Raw genomic sequence first — 16,438 nt, 5'->3', positions numbered from 1 at the left:
CCACCTCGATCCCGTTCGAAGCCGATTTTGAGGTGGACGACAATTTTGCGGATAAGATATTTCGCGAATTTCAGACGAAAGCCGCGAGATCGCCCTCCGATCGTGTCAGATCTCAGGTTTTGGGGCCTGAATCCCGACAGCGGTTGCCTAGCCATTCCATGTCGCGAGGTATCCCGAGACAGTTGCAGGACATCTCGACCAACCTCAATCAGACTACCCACACGATCAATTCTGCGAACGTGCGTGGAGATTAAACTGAGAAGTATATCAAGGTGATGCGCCACGCGGTTGCCGCTGGTCATCGAGCACGGACTTCCTCCAAGAAGTAGCTGGCGGAGCAACTTGGGTATGTCTAAGTTACATCTCCAAAGAAAGATATGGACGGTTAAGCTGTGCGCCGGGCAGAACAGGCATTCGTGTCTCGACGGCTCGCGGCAGACGCGCAGGAAAACGGCTAGATCAGTTGGCAGACGCTTCACGCGAGGAATGCTGCGCGTGGGAGCCGCATGAGCAGTTCTTGAAGCGGCGAAAAGAGAACCGGCAGGGCTATTAGATTGGCTGTCGCGCCGGCAGGACGCGGTTTGGTTATGGAGGCTGAGTATTGAGCGCCGGAGGTGCTGGTCTGGTGCCCAGCCTTAGCTGGACCATACAAAAGTCGCCTTGACAGCAATGTCTGTGATCTCGGCCGTGTGCATGCTCACGCGGTCAGCGGTTGGGCGCGCTGCCGTAAGGTGGCCGAGATTAACGCTCAATGAAGAAGATAACCCTCTTTTGTGGGGATCAGCCGTTCGATGACACGGATGATATTGCGCAAGCTAAACCCGGGTTTTTGGTGTGCATCCATCACAAAGCGGCCGACGAGGCTTTTAACATCAGGATCGTCGGGGCATAGGATATCGGCGGCTTGGAGATAGTCCTCGAGGCTCAAGCCTGGCACCTCGATCACCTCGATCCGGGTCAAGAAGGGCGCGGGCAACATGTGGATGGCGTTGCCGGTCATCATCCAGCTGATCCGCGACATATCGCAAATCAAGCCAGAGGCCGGGCAGCGAAAGCTGGCCGCGGTGGACGGCTCGAGCATCGGCAAGAGCGCCGAGATCATGGATGTGTTGAGCCCGTTTGTTGTGTTCACGCCGCCCATGGCTTTCTCGACCTCGTTGATCGTGATGATCGGGTTGGCGATACCGCGCTCAGCGATGAGCCGCAGGGGCTCGCCGATCTGGCGCGTTGAAAAGCCGCTCTCCACGCCCGTGATCCGGAAAGCCGCAGATCCGACCCCGGCGTCCATTTCCAAAGATGGTGCCCCGGCCTCTTCAGCAATGATGGCCGCCAGCTCCGTCTTACCCGTGCCGCCCGGACCCCAGAGCATGAAGGGAGGCGCGGAGTATCCGACAACACCCGCCGCCGCCCGGCCGCGCGCATGTCGCCAGATCCGTTTAGTCGCATGACTTAGCCAAGGCGCCCGTGCATGGACGCGCGCAAAGATCTCATCGATCTCATGTGTTGAGCGTGGACCAGCGAGAGGAAGAGGGCCAGATGAGCCGCCCAGGAAATTCTTGAGGTCTTTGTCTTTGTCGAGCGGCAGGGGGCCGGGGTGGCTCCGGCGCACATTCTCCTCGACGTGCTTTGACAGGGCATCCTGAACAGGCTTGGAGATGCGCAGGAATGAGCGGACAGATTTGCAGAGCATCTCAAGCGTGCCATCACAGGAGAACAGCAGCGCCTTGCCGGCGAGATAGCCGTGGATTTCCGCTGTTGCTTGGGCGAGCGCGACATCGTCAGCGCCACAGAAGTCATGCGGCCGCACCTTGGGCTCTGTGAAATCGCCGGGGTCAACATAGGCAAGGTCATCGATGTGCAGGTCATATCTCCGGAGGATCTCGCCGATGATGTCCATCCGCTTGAGGTATGTCTTGCGCAGCTCTCCCTCGAGCCCGTCATTCCACATCTCTGAGCGATCGCCGGGGAGAGTGTAGACGGTCAGCTTGTCGGCCGTCATTGCGCACCAACTGCGGCGGCGATGGTCAACAGGATCTCGAAGAGGTCACCGCCAAGCACAATGAGGTTGGCGGTAATAATCGCGGAGGTCGTCTCAAGCTGTTGCATCTGGTAATGAGCCATCTCTATTCCCTCTTTCTTGATAATCAAGAGGTAGCACGTGTCGGTCTTATGTCAACGTACTTCATACGATTTTCATACTATAAGCAAGGGGAGTTGCCCAGCGTACATTTGAACGCAAAAAAAAGCCCCAGATCCAAAAGATCCGGGGCCAAGTGACGTGGAGACATCCTGATGCCGCTCAGATCGCTCTCGACCAGCCTCCGATAACCCCTTTATAGCATCGACAGGCGCAAACGGCGGCAGTTTCAAACAAAATCATACGATAAATCACATGCTGCTCCCCTGCTAAGGGAGTAGGCCCGGAAGGGTCTCGAGGGTTCGAATCCCTTCGTCTCCGCCACCCACACCTGCACGACAGCACCGCCCCCATCTGGGCCGTCATCGCATGCGCCCCCAGCGTACCCCCGCTTTGCAACTTTGTAACATTTGCCCGGCACGGTCTCACCAGCCCTCCGCCTTATTCTCGGCAGAATTTTCGGCCAGCATTCTAAACATCCGGGGGACCAGATCCTTGGCGATGGCGGCGAGACGCATCATCGCTCAGCGAAAGGGAGGTTCCAGATGTTGGTTAACGTAAGAGACTGGTCTCGCATCCTGCATAATTGCATCTTCTCCGATGCCGATCAGTCGCTCTGTGCAAGGGCGTGGCAATACCGGGAGGAGAGCGTTCTTTGGGCGCTTTGGGTCATGGTCTTTACCCCGGGCCATTGCGAGCGGAGCTTCCGCCACCACCGCAAGATGCTCCGCCTCAAGGCGCGCAGCTCCGCGGGCAGCGGCGGGTAACAAAGCCGCCAACAAGCACGTTATCCCCGCCGAATTCTCCCGCTGGGCAGTTGCATGCAGATGCATTCACGTTCACTTTGCCGGCAATGCCGCAGGCGGCCGGTTTGACCGCGCCGCTGGCCTTACCCAAGCAAAGGACAGCCATGTTTCGTCACGATCCCATTTACCCGTCCCACCGATCTCCTGTGGTTGCCGACAACGTTGTCGCGACCTCTCAGCCCTTGGCCACGCAGGCCGGTCTCTTGATGATGCAGCAGGGGGCAATGCGGTGGATGCGGCGATCGCCACCGCCGCGGCGCTAACGGTGGTGGAGCCTACGGGCAACGGGCTGGGTTCTGACGCTTTCTGCATCCTGTGGGACGGGGAGAAGCTGCACGGGCTCAATGCCTCGGGCCGCGCGCCTGCCGCTTGGTCGCCTGAGCGGTTCCCCGATGGCATGGTCGAGCATGGCTGGGACAGTGTCACCGTGCCGGGCGCGGTCAGCGCTTGGGTCGAATTGATGGAGAAGTTCGGCAAGCTTGATCTGGCGACGGTGCTGGCCCCGGCGATCCGCTATGCCGAAGAGGGCTTCCTCGTCTCGCCCACCATCGCGACACTCTGGGCGCGCGGGGCCGAGGTTCTGGGCAAACAGCCGGGCTTTGCCGAGACCTTCCTGCCGGAGGGCCGCGCCCCAAAAGCGGGGGAGCGGTTCCGCAATCCCGGCGCGGCCCGCACCCTGAGGCTGATCGCCGAGACCAATGGCCGCGCCTTTTATGAGGGGGAGATTGCCGAAGAGATCGTGGCCCATGCCAAGGCCAATGGCGGCGCGATGACCATGGCGGATCTGGCGGCCAATAAGCCCGAATGGTGCGGCACGATCAGCCAGAGCTTCGACGATGTAGAGCTGCATGAAATTCCGCCAAACGGGCAGGGGATCGCCGCGCTGATGGCGCTCGGCATCCTGGAGCATAGCGACATCCGCGCGCATGGCGCAGACGACCTGATGGCGGTGCATTTGCAGATCGAAGCCTGCAAACTCGCCTATAGTGATTTGCATGCCTATGTGGCGGATCGCACGGCCATGACGGAGGTCGACGAAAAGGCGCTGCTCGATCCCGCATACCTCAAGTCCCGCGCCGCGCTGATCTCGACCGAGAAGGCGCAGGACTTTGGCGCGGGCGCGCCCAAGCAAGGCGGCACGGTTCTGATGAGCACGGCGGATGCCTCGGGCATGATGGTCAGCTTCATCCAGTCGAACTACGCAGGCTTCGGCTCGGGCGTGGTGGTGCCGGGGACGGGCGTGTCGATGCAGAACCGCGGCTTTGGCTTCACCACCGAGCCGGGGCATCAGAATATCGTGGCGGGGGGCAAGCGGCCCTTCCATACGATCATCCCCGGCTTCGCGATGAAGGACGGCCAGCCCCTGATGGCCTATGGCATGATGGGCGGCCCGATTCAGGCCCAAGGTCATATGCAACTGTTGCTGCGTACGCAGCTTTGGGGCAGGACGTTCAGGTCGCCGCCGATGCGCCGCGCTGGCGCATTCTGTCAGGGCTGGAAGTGGCTTGCGAGCCTGCGATGGCGCCCGAGCTTTTGCAAGGGCTGCGCGATCTGGGCCATGTCGTTCATGTCGAAGCGCCGGACAACGCGTTCGGCTTCGGCGGCGCGCAGCTGGTGCAGCGCTTGCCCGAGGGCGGATATTCCGCCGGGTCCGATCCGCGCAAAGACGGGCAGGCGGCGGGTTTCTGATCAGGGCCGCTACCCCTGTGAGTTTGGCATGGCCCGTTCCAGGGCCATGCCGTTTTGTTTTCAGCCTTGCCCGCGCATCGCGTCGACCGACCACGGCCCCGGCCCGGCGGCTGCGAGGTAGAGAAAGCCAAAGCTGTAAAGCGCCGCCAGTTCACCGCCATTCAGCAGCGGAAAGAACCCCTGCGGCATATGCGCGATGAAATAGGCAACCGCCGTCAAGCCGCTCAGGATAAAGGCTGACAGGCGCGAGAACAGGCCGATCACCAGCAAGACGCCAAAGACCAATTCGATCACGCCCGCTATTCCACCCATCGAGGCGATCGACACGCCGTTCATCGGCCCGGCTGGAAAGCTAAGGACCTTGGTCGTGCCATGTTGCAGCACCAAGAGCCCCGACATGATGCGGAAAAGCGAGAGTATCTGCGGCTGGTAGGGGGAGAGGAAGGTCATGTTTTCCCTTTCAGGACATTGAGTTGTTCATATGAGCCCAGTTTCAACCGCAGCCCGCGCAACCCGTCCAGCCCTAAGCGCCGGAGGAGGGGATGTGTCACGGACCTGTGATGCTGAGCCCCGTAGGGAACCGTAGCGAGGGACGCATTTCACGGGCGTTTGCAGATAATCGAAAAAAAATCGCTTCAATCGGCCAATTGCTCTTGCGCACCCCGGACCGCCCGCGTTAAAGAGCCGCTGTCCGAGGGCGTTGCCCGAAAGACAGACATAGGCATTCCGGCGTAGCTCAGCGGTAGAGCAGTTGACTGTTAATCAATTGGTCGTAGGTTCGATCCCTACCGCCGGAGCCAATTTCCCCTAAGTGGTTGATTTTATTGGCAAGGCCCCGGCCAGAGTCCGAGCCACCTGTGCACGTGCACAAACTGGTGCACAGTTGCGTGCCCACACTGGTCCACACTCCCGATTCCTGGATGCCCTTGTTGATTGTCACTGAGAACTGACCCGGTAGCCCCATAAATTGTCACTGAGAATTGACCCATGTGAACACACTTCCCCGACGGTTTTGGTTGGGGGATTTGGAGTGATCGACATGGGATTTTTGAGTGTCATTCGACGCTGGGCATTGCGTGACAAGATGCCAATCAGGGAGATTGCCCGGCGGACGGGTTTGTCTCGGAACACGATAAAGAAGTATCTGCGTGAAGGTGCGGTGGAACCGCAGTTCAAGACGCCCAAGCGTCCAAGCAAGCTGGATCCCTATTCGGATCGGCTGTCAGCCTGGCTTTTAATCCAGACGCGGAAGTCACGCAAAGAGCGGCGGACAGTGAAGCAAATGCATGCTGATCTGGTGAAGCTGGGATATGATGGCTCCTATGAACGCGTAGCAGCTTTCGCCCGGGCATGGCGTGAAGATCGGCATCGAGCGGAACAGACGACGGGGCGCGGCACCTACGTGCCTTTGGTGTTCGCGCCCGGCGAAGCCTTCCAATTCGATTGGAGCGAGGACTGGGCCAACATTGGCGGTGAGCGCGCCAAACTTCAGGTCGCGCATATCAAACTGTCACACAGCCGCGCTTTCTTGGTGCGGGCCTACCCGCTGCAAACGCACGAGATGCTGTTTGACGCCCACTGGCATGCATTCCGCGTCTTCGGCGGCGTGCCTGGTCGCGGGATCTATGACAATATGAAGACCGCCGTTGATCGTGTGGGCAGAGGCAAGCAGCGGGACGTCAATGCACGCTTCAAGGCTATGGCCAGCCACTACGTGTTTGAGCCCGAGTTCTGCAATCCAGCCGCAGGTTGGGAGAAAGGCCAGGTTGAGAAGAACGTGCAGGATGCGCGCAACCGCATGTGGCAAGTCATGCCGGTCTTTGCCGATCTGGACGAGCTGAACCAATGGCTTGAAGATCGCTGTATCGCCCTTTGGGCAGAGACACCGCACAAGGCTTTGCCGGGGTCCATCGCTGACGTGTGGGAGGCCGAGAAGCCCACGCTGATGGCACTGCCGCCGGCATTCGATGGCTTTATCGAACACAGTAAGCGTGTGTCACCCACATGCCTGATCACGTTCGAACGCAATCGCTACAGCGTTCCCGCCAGCTTCGCGAACCGACGTGTCAGTTTGCATGTTTATCCCGAACGGCTGGTCGTGGTCGCTGAAGGGCAAACGGTTTGCGAGCATGCGCGGATCATCGAGCGATCTCATCGCAAGCCCGGCAAGGTCATCTATGAGTGGCGTCACTATCTCGCTGTCATCCAACGCAAACCAGGTGCCTTACGCAATGGTGCGCCGTTCACGGAGATGCCGGATGCCTTCCGGCAACTTCAGGATCACATGCTGCGTAAAGAAGGCGGTGACCGAGAGATGGTCGACATTCTGTCTCTGGTCCTTCAGCACAACGAAGATGACGTTTTGTGCGCAGTGGAGCTGGCACTTGAAGCGGGCGTCCCCACCAAGACGCACATCCTGAACCTGTTGCATCGATTGATCGACCGCAGACCGACAGATCACCCCGAGGTCGATCCGCCGGACGCACTGGCATTGCAGTCAACGCCAGAGGCCAACGTCGATCGCTATGACGGGTTGCGACAGACTAAGGAGAAGCGCCATGCGTCATGACCCAGCAGGAGCTTCTATCGTGATCATGCTACGCAGTCTCAAGCTGTACGGCATGGCAAATGCGATTGAAGACTTGGTCGCCCAGGGCGCGCCAGCGTTCGAAGCTGCCACACCAATGCTGTCACAGCTGCTCAAGGCTGAGATCGCCGAACGCGAGGTACGGTCTATCGCCTACCACACGAAAGTCGCCCGCTTCCCCGCATACAAGGATCTGACGGGCTTCGACTTTGCATCGAGTGAGGTCAACGAAGCGACAGTGCGGCAGCTACATCGATGCGAGTTTATCGAAGCGGCCGAAAATGTCGTTTTGATCGGCGGTCCCGGAACGGGCAAGAGCCACACGGCCACTGCAATTGGCGTCCAAGCGATTGAGCACCACAGGCGCAAGGTCCGCTTCTTCTCGACCGTAGAATTGGTCAATGCGTTGGAACAGGAGAAGGCGCTTGGAAAGGCAGGGAAACTGGCTGAGACGCTGACGAAGGTCGACTTGGTCATTTTGGACGAACTCGGCTACCTGCCGTTCAGTTCATCTGGCGGGGCGCTGCTCTTCCATCTGCTCAGTAAGCTCTATGAGCGCACCAGTGTGATCATCACCACCAACCTTAGCTTCTCAGAATGGGCGCAGGTCTTCGGGGATGCAAAGATGACCACCGCTCTCTTGGATCGGCTTACCCACCGCTGCCACATCCTCGAAACCGGAAACGACAGCTACCGCTTCAAGGTCAGTTCTGAGGCAGCAAAGAAAACTGCAAAGGAGGCCAAAACATTGACCGCATCATAGACCACGACGCATAACTGAGGGTGGGTCAAATCTCGGTGAAAATACCGGGTCAGTTCTCAGTGACAATCAACAGATACGCACCTCAAGTTCAACGCGCGGCTGTGGCGGGCGCGGTTTCAGTCCTCGCAACGTCAATCGGGCCGCGGCCAGACCTTGGCCGAACACCGTGCCATCGTTGACGCGCTATCGCGGCGCGACGCCAAAGCCACCTCCGAGGCACTGCGCCATCACCTCGCCTCGGCAGTTACGAATACGAAAAATGCTTTGCAGGAAGACGGCAAAGCCAAAGACCAGAATACAGAAACGGAGTGAACATGACGCCAAGAATTGGAGTTATCCCCGGTGACCCCAGCGGCATCGGGCCGGAACTTGTCGCCCGGCTGCTGGCCGATGACTGCTGCGATCAGGCGCAGATCCTGCTGATCGGCGACCGCCATGTCTTTGAGACGGGCCAGCGCCAAGCCGGATGCGATCATGCGATGACGGCGGTCGATGCGGCTGCACAGGATTGGACCGAGACCGCGCCAGTCGCATTGCATGAGATGCAGACCATCGCGCCCGGAGATGTCGTTATTGGCCAAAGCACCGAAGCCTCGGGCCGGTCTACGCTCCAAGTCCTCGACCAAGCGCTCGCCTTTGTTCAGGAAGGGGTGATCGACGCGATTGTCTTCGCGCCCTTTAACAAGGCTTCGATGCATATGGCCGGGATCGGTCATTCGGATGAGTTGCACTACATCGCCGAGAAGCTGGGCGTGACGAACTATATTTCGGAACTTAACACGCTCGACGACATGTGGACCAGCCGGGTCACCAGCCATATCGCCCTGCGGGACGTGGCCGACACCATCACCCCCGACCGCATCCAAGAAGCCACCCGCCTGATCGACCGCACCCTGCGTCAAGCCGGCCACGCCAGACCGCGCATCGCCGTGGCCGCGCTCAACCCCCATGCCGGAGACGGCGGCAACTTTGGCCGGGAGGAGATTGACGTGATCGAACCTGCGGTGCGGCACATGGCAGGCGGTCAGATGGCCGTTACAGGCCCGCTGCCGTCCGACACGGTGTTCCTAAAAGTCACGCGCGGCGAGATCGACGCCGTCGTCACGATGTATCACGACCAAGGCCAGATCGCGCTCAAACTACTTGGATTCGACCGCGGTGTGACGGTTCAAGGCGGGCTGCCTGTTCCGGTGACCACCCCCGCACATGGCACGGCATTCGACATTGCAGGCCAAGGCAATGCCGATGTCGGGGCCACCCGCGCCGCGTTTGAAATCGCCTGCAAGATGGTCCGCAATTCGCAAAAGGAGACAGCAGCATGAGCTTTACCCCGCATGGTAAACATCTGATCGCCGGCACATGGATCGGCTCTGACCAGACCTTTGCCTCCGAACCCGCAAACGGTCCGGCGCATGATTTCAGCGTCGGGACAACGGCGCTCGTCGATCAGGCCTGCGCGGCGGCGGAAGATGCCTTCTGGACTTTTGGCTATAGCAGCCGCGAAACACGCGCTGCATTCCTGAACACCATTGCCGATGAGATCGAAGCTCGCGCCGAGGCGATCACCGATATTGGCACCCGTGAAACGGGCCTGCCCGAAGCCCGTCTGAATGGCGAACGCGGTCGCACCACGGGGCAGCTGAGGCTTTTTGCCGATCATATCCTCAAGGGTGACTACCTCGATGCCCGGCACGACCCGGCCCTTCCCGACCGTCAGCCCCTGCCACGCCCCGACCTGCGCATGGTTCAGCGCCCGATTGGGCCAATCGCGGTCTTCGGCGCCTCCAACTTCCCGCTTGCCTTCTCCGCCGCAGGTGGCGACACCGCCGCGGCGCTGGCCGCAGGGTGCCCGGTTGTCGTAAAAGGCCATTCCGCCCATCCCGGCACGGGCGAGATCGTGGCCGAGGCCGTGCATGCGGCAATCGAAAAATGCGATATGCCCAAAGGTGTGTTCTCCCTCATCCAAGGCGGCAACCGCGAGGTTGGGCAGGCTCTGGTGCAGCACCCGCTGATCAAGGCCGTGGGCTTCACCGGCTCGCTGGGGGGCGGGCGCGCTTTGTTCGACCTCTGCGCGGCCCGTCCCGAGCCGATCCCATTTTTCGGCGAGCTGGGCTCTGTGAACCCCATGTTCGTTTTGCCCGAGGCCATCAAAGCCCGCGGTGCCGCGCTTGGTGAAGGCTGGGCGGGATCGCTGACCATGGGTGCAGGGCAGTTCTGCACCAATCCGGGCATAGCAGTCGTGCCGAAAGGCGCTGAGGGCGACAGCTTCGTCGAAGCTGCAGCGACAGCGCTAAAAGACGCGCCCGCGCAGGTGATGCTCACCGATGGCATCGCGCAGGCTTACCGCGACGGAAAGGACCGGTTTGATCGGCGCAATGCGGTGCAGGCGCGTCTGTCGACCGAAAGCGAAGGCCGCAAAGCACTGCCCAACCTTTATGAGACGGATACCGAAGCGTATCTGCAAGATCATGAGTTGGGAGAGGAGGTTTTCGGCCCCCTTGGCCTCGTTGTTCGGACCGGTTCCATTGAAGAAATGGAAGCGCTGGCAAAAGGGCTGGACGGCCAGCTTACGATCACGCTGCAAATGGATGACGCGGACACCGACGCGGCGCGGCGTCTTATGCCGATCATCGAGCGCAAAGCCGGGCGTCTGCTAATCAACGGCTTCCCAACCGGCGTCGAAGTGGCCAATAGCATGGTACATGGTGGGCCATATCCCGCCTCTACCAACTTTGGCGCAACTTCGGTGGGCACCCTGTCGATCCGGCGCTTCCTTCGCCCCGTGTGCTATCAGAATATGCCTGAAGCATTGTTGCCTGAGGATGCTATTAAGTGACGCCTCAAGCGGGTGAATCGAACTGAGATAGTTTTTGCGTACGCCTTAGATAAAAATCTTGGGCGTACCGTTTCAACCGAATCTCCCAGCCTCCCCGTAGGGATAAGGAATTGATACCAGCCGCAGGGAAACCCACGGTTGAGCGTTAGTGGGACGGACGCTCGAAGGGTTTTGCACCATTTGCGCTCAAATGATTCTAATGCTGGCCTTGATACTTCACGACGCGCTATCTGATATCACAAGACTAATCGCCCGCTTCTAACGCCGCGCGCTCAAATCCACAGGCCAGAAAACACAACAGCCAGTCCACCTGCGCAAAGCGCGAGCGTTGGCAAGGGCCGTCGCGCTCCGATCAAACCGTATGATAGCAGGGTCAACCCCAATGCGACACGACCAGCCGCCAAGAGTGCTGCCAATGGGGCGTCCGAAAGGCTCAGCATATCCGGGTTCGCGACCATACCCAGTGGAATGATGTAGAGCCCAATGCCAAGCGCCATCGCTGTCAGAGCGACCTTCAACCAATTCTCGCCAATCATCCCCGCGGCGATAAAAACAGCGCCGCAGACCGGGGGCGTGATTGTCGAGAGAAGCGCGAACCAAAAGACAAAGAGATGCGCTTGAAGCGGCGAAAGACCCAGTTCGATGAGCGCAGGCCCGGCGACGGAGACGCAGATCACATAGGCCGCCGTGGTGGGCACTTCCATGCCCAGGATGAGGCAGGCAAGCGCCGTGAGCAGCAGGGACGGCCAAAGAAGCCCCCGGACCCCGCCAGAATGAGAGAGGTGATTTTCACGCCGAGCCCGGTGATCGACAGGACACCGATGATGACTGAGGCGCAAAGAATGATAGAGGCGATCAGGGCAACCTGCCGCGCGGCATTGAGAACTGCACTTGCTATTCGCGTGGCGATCTGGCGCGGCTCGAAAGTGAGCCGCGCGTTGAAGAACAAGAGCAGCGCCGCTGCGAGGATCGCCATAGCCGCCGCATATTCCGGCGTGAACTGCGCGACGAACATCCCCCATAGCAGGACCGAGAAGGGGACGAGGAAGAAGAGCGATGTGACAACCACGTCGCGCAATGTGGGGCGATCCGCTTCTGCAATACCTTTGAGGGCGAAGCGCTGCGCGTAGGCGTTAATGCCAACCCAGACCGCCACGAAGTAAAGCACCGCCGGAAGCGCGGCGGCAGCCATGATGCCGGTGTAGGGCACGCCGGTCAGCTCGACCATCACGAAGGCGCCCGCGCCCATCAGGGGCGGCATGATCTGTCCGCCTGAGGAGGCCACGGCCTCGACCGCGGCGGCGAGGCGTTTGGGATAGCCGAGCTTGGTCATTGCGGGCAGGGTGATCGCGCCGGTGGAAGCGACATTTGCGGAGGCCGAGCCGGAGATTGACCCAAAGAGCGCCGACGACAAAACAGACACCTTCGCCGCGCCGCCTTTCAGCCGCCCCGCCGCGGCGGCGGCGACATTCATGAAGCCTTGCCCCGCTTCGCCAGCGTTCAGAACTGCGCCGAAGATGACAAAGATCGCCACGACGGAGACCGAGACACCGGTGAGCGTTCCCCAGATGCCGCCCTCGGCGATGGTCAGTGTTCCGAAATAGCTTTCTATTGGCGTGCCGGAATGGCCGAACTCGCCAGGAATATGCTGCCCGAACAGGCCATAGAGCAGGGCGATTGCCGCGACCAGTGGCAAGGGCCAACCGATCACGCGCCGCGCCGTTTCCAGCACCACCAAGAGCAGGGTCACCGCCACGGCGAGCTGGAAGTTGCTTTCGATGAACCCATATTGATCGCCAAGCGCATCGCTGTTGAAGGCCACCCAAAGCGCTGCGGCGATGCCCAATGCCGCCAAGATGCTGCCAGTGATCCGCCGCAGCGGCGTCTGCGCGTCAAAGACCAAAGCGAAGGGCAGGATGAAGGCCATATGCAGCGGCCTGCTGATCAGGTTCGGCACCAGACCCGAAAACACCAAAGCCAAGTGATAGCTGACCAGCGCGATGGCCAGCGCGATCCAGAAACTCGCCGCCAGTCGGCTTTCGGGGAGGTTTGTCATCTATGGGGGTCCGGCTTTGGCTGGGCAAGCGCGGCGCGGAATACCCGCGCCGCGCATCCTTTTATTGCGAGGTCTCTGTCGCGATCCCGGCTTCTTCGTAATAGCGCAGCGCGCCGGGGTGCAGTTCAGTGGTGATATTGGCCATCAACTCAGGCGTGACATTGCCCCACCAAGGCGATGTATCGGCCATCTTGGCCTTGTTTTCCCAATAGGTCTTGGTCAGCTGATAAGCCGTTTCATCGTCCATCTTGGTTGTCGTGAAAGCGGCGACGGGCAGGGACGTTGTGGTCACATCCTGCTCTTGGCCCGCATAGGTGCCCGCCGGAATGACAATGCGGGTCCGTTTGGATTGGGTGATCTGCTCGTCCGACAACGGGACCACGGTCACGGGGGTCGAAGCGGCGGCTTCGACGACGTTTGGCGCCGGGAATGAACCCGCGGTGACAAAGCCGTCGATCTGCCCGTTCTTCAAAGCGGCCACGGCGTTGCTCAATTCCGCATCAGCGATCTCCACACTGTCTGCCAGCCCGAACATATCCAGATACTTCGCACCTTCGGTCGCGCCGAAAGACCCTTTGCCCAGCAGGATGCTCTTGCCTTCCAGATCCGCGAGCGCGTTGGCGCCGCTGTCCTGAGACATCACGAAATGCATGGTCAGCGATGGGATCGGGAAAAGCGCGCGAATCTCATCGAAAGCAGGTGCGGTCTTGCCTTCAAACATGGCCTTGCCGTTCTGGGCCAGACCAACGAGCGAGGGCGGGGTGGTAAAGACATAGTCGGCCCCGCGCGCGCGGACTTCCATGACGTTTTGAACCGATCCTTGGCTCTCTTCCACGGTAACCGAGATGTCTCCGCCGCTGCCCGCTTTCATAGCCTCGGCAAGCTCCACGCCCATTTGATAGTAGGACGAGCCCGATTTGGCCGACTTATAGGTCACACGGGTCTCGGCGCTTGCGGCGCCCCCCACAAGCCCCAGGGCCAATGCCGCGCAAATAGTTTGTCTCAACGCATTCATGGTTTTTCCTCCTCCAAGCGCAAGGCGAACGATCTCCCGGCGAAACAGGTGCGGGACTGCCTTTGGGTGACTTTGTGGCAGCACACTACGGCATTGTCGAGAATGGGGTTCGCTGTTGGGTGGCTCTTAGGGACCAATACGGCGGGCCGCTTCGGTCTTGCGAGGTCGAAGATATGGGAAGATGGTAGATGCGGCAGGTTCGCTGCGCCCCGCAACCAGTTCTGCGATGCGCGGATCGCAGGCCATAGAGGGCGAAAGATATCGACGCTTGAGATGCGAAGAAACGCAACTGTCTGCGCGCCTTCGCCAATGTCGAAGCCCGATCAAAGGTCCATCCCCTTATCTCTCGGGCAAGGCGCAGTGCGTCAGCTATCGCCTTTCAAAGGATCATGGCCCCAATTCATCAGCGAATAGCGCCATTTCGAGTCTTCAACGCCATCCTTCGGCCCGCCTTGGGAGAGATGTCGTTTGATATAGCCGACGACGGTCGCCATGTGATCCCACTGATCGTCGGTCAGGTCGTCCTTATTGGTGCGTTTGATCTTGACGATCCGGCGGCCGGATTTGTGCCCGGTGCTTTCACCGGTTCCGCTGTCGCCCACGGACTTGGAGTCCTCGGTCTCCAGCCAGTCCTCAAGCTCCGCCGGTGCCATGTTGACCAGATCGCGCCACTCGCCCCAGATTTCGTCCTTCGATTTCGATGAAGACATTTTCTTTCCCAATCCAATACTGGGAAGAAACCGGCCCGCGCGCGCTTTGTTCCCAAGGGTCACAGCGGTCCGCCACGGTCGGCGAGGCGCGCGCCGATCGGTCTGCCGTCAGCTTGTCAGTGTCCGAACGGCCCGCGCCTCGGGCGAGCCGGTCATAGCTCAGGAAGCTTGCGAATAGCGCATGCCTGCCGGCACCTCCCGGTCCAGCAGTGATGCGATCATGCGGGTCAGGGCGCGACCTTCGGGCAGGATGTCGAGGCGCGTTCCGGACAAGCGCACGAATGGGGTGTAGCGGGTCGCGATGGCCTTTAAATCGGGTGCGAGATCGAAGGCCCGCGCGCCGAAGGTTTCTGCCAAGGCGTTCAGGTCAAGGGTGAAGTCGCACATCAGACATTCGATCGCCCGCGCGGTCAGGCGGTCCGCGTCGTTCAAGGCGTAGCCGCGCGTACCGGGCAGGTCGCCAGCCGCGATGCGCGCGGTGTAGGCCGCCGTCGCGGGGGCGTTCTGTACGTAGCCCCCGGAAAACGCGAGATTGACGAGGCGCCGAGGCCGATCAGGGTTTGGCAATTGTCATCGGTGTAGCCTTGGAAATTCCGGCGCAGGCGGCGGTTGTTTTTTGCTTGGGTCAGCCCATCCTGCGGCGTGGCGAAATGATCAATGCCGATTGCCTCCATGCCCGAAGCGGCGAAGCGTGCCGCGGCCTTCTCGGCGAAGTGATAGCGTGCGACCGCGTCGGGCAGTGTCGCCTCGCGGATGAGTTTCTGCCGTTTCGCGACCCAGGGCACATGCGCATAGCCGAAAAGCGCCACGCGATCCGGCGCAAGTGACAGGGTTTTGTCGATCGTATCCTCCAGCCGCGCCATGGTCTGATGAGGCAGGCCGTAAACCAAGTCGGTATTTAGCGAGGTGACCCCCTCGGCGCGCAACTGATCGACACAGCGGCGCGTGACCTCGAAGGACTGAAGGCGCCCGATGGCCTGCTGCACCTCAGGGTCGAAATCCTGAATGCCGATAGAGGCCCGTGTGAGGCCCGCAGCGCGCAGGGCCGCGATTTTGGCGGGGTCGATCTGGGTGGGGTCGATCTCGACGGAGAACTCGAAATCCTCGGTCGGGGTGAAGCGCTGATGAAGGGCGCGGTTCAGGCGGTCGATGAGGGCGGGCGGTAGGATGGTCGGTGTCCCGCCACCCCAATGCATCCGCCCCATCCGCATGCCCGCAGGCATCGCAGCGCGCAGAAGCTCAAGCTCGGCCTCAAGAGCTTCGATATAGCGCTCGACAGGGCTGAGCGTCTTGGTGCCCTGCGTGTGGCAGGCGCAGAAATAGCACAGCCGCTCGCAAAAGGGGATGTGAACATAGACCGAGACCGGCGCGCCGGGGTCCAACGCGTCAAGCGCTGAGCCCTGAAACGCGGCGCCGACCGCGGGGGTGAAAGCCGCCGCGGTGGGATAGGAGGTGTAGCGCGGCACGCGCGCGTCGAAGAGGCCGAGAGCCTCGAGCATCTGTATCTGTTCCATGGCACTGGTTTAGAGGGGCGGGGTAGCGTGGTCTTTGCGCTGGATCAAATCGACTGCAAATATCAGGGCGGTCCCGCGAGGGCGACGCGCTGCGGCCTTTATGGGTTTGTCCGCCGACGCATTCTCCCGCGAATAAAATCTCATCTTTGAGCGACGGAATGTTCTTTCCCCTCCGTATCAGGAGGAGCACCAGCATGACAGGGTCCCTCTACACCGCCAAAACTCGCACAATTCCAAACTGACCGGAGTACAACGTACCGCCCGCTTGGGGAGGCGCCTTTGCAAAACGCGCAGTTGGCAGACGCATGAAGCCCATTTGCCGCGC

At 60.5% G+C, this 16,438-nt stretch carries 12 protein-coding genes, 1 tRNA gene and 3 pseudogenes; 8 read left to right on the top strand and 8 right to left on the bottom strand.

Going from position 1 to position 16,438, the window contains the following annotated elements:
- Positions 1-748: 748 nt before the first annotated feature.
- Positions 749-1,999 (bottom strand): AAA family ATPase, encoded by a 1,251-nt coding sequence (locus CUR85_RS02645; RefSeq protein WP_276153551.1) that lies wholly within the window; start codon positions 1,997-1,999, stop codon positions 749-751.
- Positions 1,996-2,121: a hypothetical protein gene (locus CUR85_RS02640; RefSeq protein WP_276153550.1), complete on the bottom strand. Its 126-nt coding sequence runs from the start codon at positions 2,119-2,121 to the stop codon at positions 1,996-1,998. Before CUR85_RS02640 ends, CUR85_RS02645 begins: the two co-directional genes overlap by 4 nt.
- 561 nt (positions 2,122-2,682) lie before the next feature.
- On the opposite strand from CUR85_RS02640, the gene CUR85_RS02635 reads away from it, so the two are divergent.
- A complete protein-coding gene (locus CUR85_RS02635; RefSeq protein WP_067261697.1) occupies positions 2,683-2,904 on the top strand; it encodes a hypothetical protein in 222 nt (73 codons plus the stop codon).
- 143 nt (positions 2,905-3,047) lie between these two features.
- Positions 3,048-4,632 (top strand): annotated as a pseudogene (locus CUR85_RS02630) (gamma-glutamyltransferase family protein).
- A 60-nt stretch (positions 4,633-4,692) separates the two neighbouring features.
- Here CUR85_RS02630 and CUR85_RS02625 read toward each other — a convergent pair.
- On the bottom strand, positions 4,693-5,082 hold the full coding sequence (locus CUR85_RS02625) for a DoxX family protein (RefSeq protein ID WP_067261701.1): 390 nt from the start codon (positions 5,080-5,082) through the stop codon (positions 4,693-4,695).
- A gap of 275 nt (positions 5,083-5,357) precedes the next feature.
- On the opposite strand from CUR85_RS02625, the gene CUR85_RS02620 reads away from it, so the two are divergent.
- From CUR85_RS02620 to CUR85_RS02595, 6 genes and pseudogenes are all read left to right on the top strand, one after another.
- A tRNA-Asn gene (locus CUR85_RS02620) sits at positions 5,358-5,432 on the top strand.
- 239 nt (positions 5,433-5,671) lie between these two features.
- Positions 5,672-7,201 carry an IS21 family transposase gene (gene istA, locus CUR85_RS02615; protein ID WP_136720741.1) on the top strand — a complete coding sequence of 510 codons (1,530 nt, stop codon included), beginning with the start codon at positions 5,672-5,674 and terminating at the stop codon, positions 7,199-7,201.
- The gene (gene istB, locus CUR85_RS02610) at positions 7,191-7,982 is read left to right on the top strand and encodes an IS21-like element helper ATPase IstB (protein WP_067266994.1); all 792 of its coding nucleotides are present in this window, start codon (positions 7,191-7,193) and stop codon (positions 7,980-7,982) included. The genes istA and istB overlap by 11 nt, the downstream gene beginning before the upstream one ends.
- Positions 7,983-8,069: 87 nt before the next feature.
- Positions 8,070-8,294 (top strand): annotated as a pseudogene (locus tag CUR85_RS02605) (FCD domain-containing protein); the annotation flags it as partial.
- A gap of 2 nt (positions 8,295-8,296) precedes the next feature.
- Positions 8,297-9,304 carry a 4-hydroxythreonine-4-phosphate dehydrogenase PdxA gene (locus CUR85_RS02600; RefSeq protein ID WP_067263911.1) on the top strand — a complete coding sequence of 336 codons (1,008 nt, stop codon included), beginning with the start codon at positions 8,297-8,299 and terminating at the stop codon, positions 9,302-9,304.
- The gene (locus tag CUR85_RS02595) at positions 9,301-10,818 is read left to right on the top strand and encodes an aldehyde dehydrogenase (NADP(+)) (RefSeq protein WP_067263908.1); all 1,518 of its coding nucleotides are present in this window, start codon (positions 9,301-9,303) and stop codon (positions 10,816-10,818) included. Before CUR85_RS02600 ends, CUR85_RS02595 begins: the two co-directional genes overlap by 4 nt.
- Positions 10,819-11,090: 272 nt before the next feature.
- Here the strand turns inward: CUR85_RS02595 and CUR85_RS02590 are convergent, their stop codons facing one another.
- The 5 genes and pseudogenes from CUR85_RS02590 to hemN all read right to left on the bottom strand — a co-directional run bounded on the left by CUR85_RS02590 (position 11,091) and on the right by hemN (position 16,113).
- On the bottom strand, positions 11,091-11,522 hold the full coding sequence (locus CUR85_RS02590; protein ID WP_280321438.1) for a TRAP transporter large permease subunit: 432 nt from the start codon (positions 11,520-11,522) through the stop codon (positions 11,091-11,093).
- Entirely contained in the window at positions 11,492-12,874 is a 1,383-nt protein-coding gene (locus CUR85_RS02585; protein ID WP_280321436.1) for a TRAP transporter permease, read from the bottom strand. The genes CUR85_RS02590 and CUR85_RS02585 overlap by 31 nt, the downstream gene beginning before the upstream one ends.
- Positions 12,875-12,935: 61 nt before the next feature.
- The gene (locus tag CUR85_RS02580; RefSeq protein ID WP_067263903.1) at positions 12,936-13,889 is read right to left on the bottom strand and encodes a TAXI family TRAP transporter solute-binding subunit; all 954 of its coding nucleotides are present in this window, start codon (positions 13,887-13,889) and stop codon (positions 12,936-12,938) included.
- A gap of 365 nt (positions 13,890-14,254) precedes the next feature.
- Positions 14,255-14,599, bottom strand: a complete 345-nt coding sequence (locus CUR85_RS02575) for a DUF3140 domain-containing protein (RefSeq protein ID WP_067263901.1) — start codon at positions 14,597-14,599, stop codon at positions 14,255-14,257.
- A 159-nt stretch (positions 14,600-14,758) separates the two neighbouring features.
- Positions 14,759-16,113 (bottom strand): annotated as a pseudogene (gene hemN, locus CUR85_RS02570) (oxygen-independent coproporphyrinogen III oxidase).
- Positions 16,114-16,438 lie beyond the last annotated feature (325 nt).

The organism is Sulfitobacter faviae (genome assembly GCF_029870955.1).
In the GTDB taxonomy this organism is placed as follows: domain Bacteria; phylum Pseudomonadota; class Alphaproteobacteria; order Rhodobacterales; family Rhodobacteraceae; genus Sulfitobacter; species Sulfitobacter faviae.
This window is presented reverse-complemented; position numbering and strand designations above follow the sequence as displayed.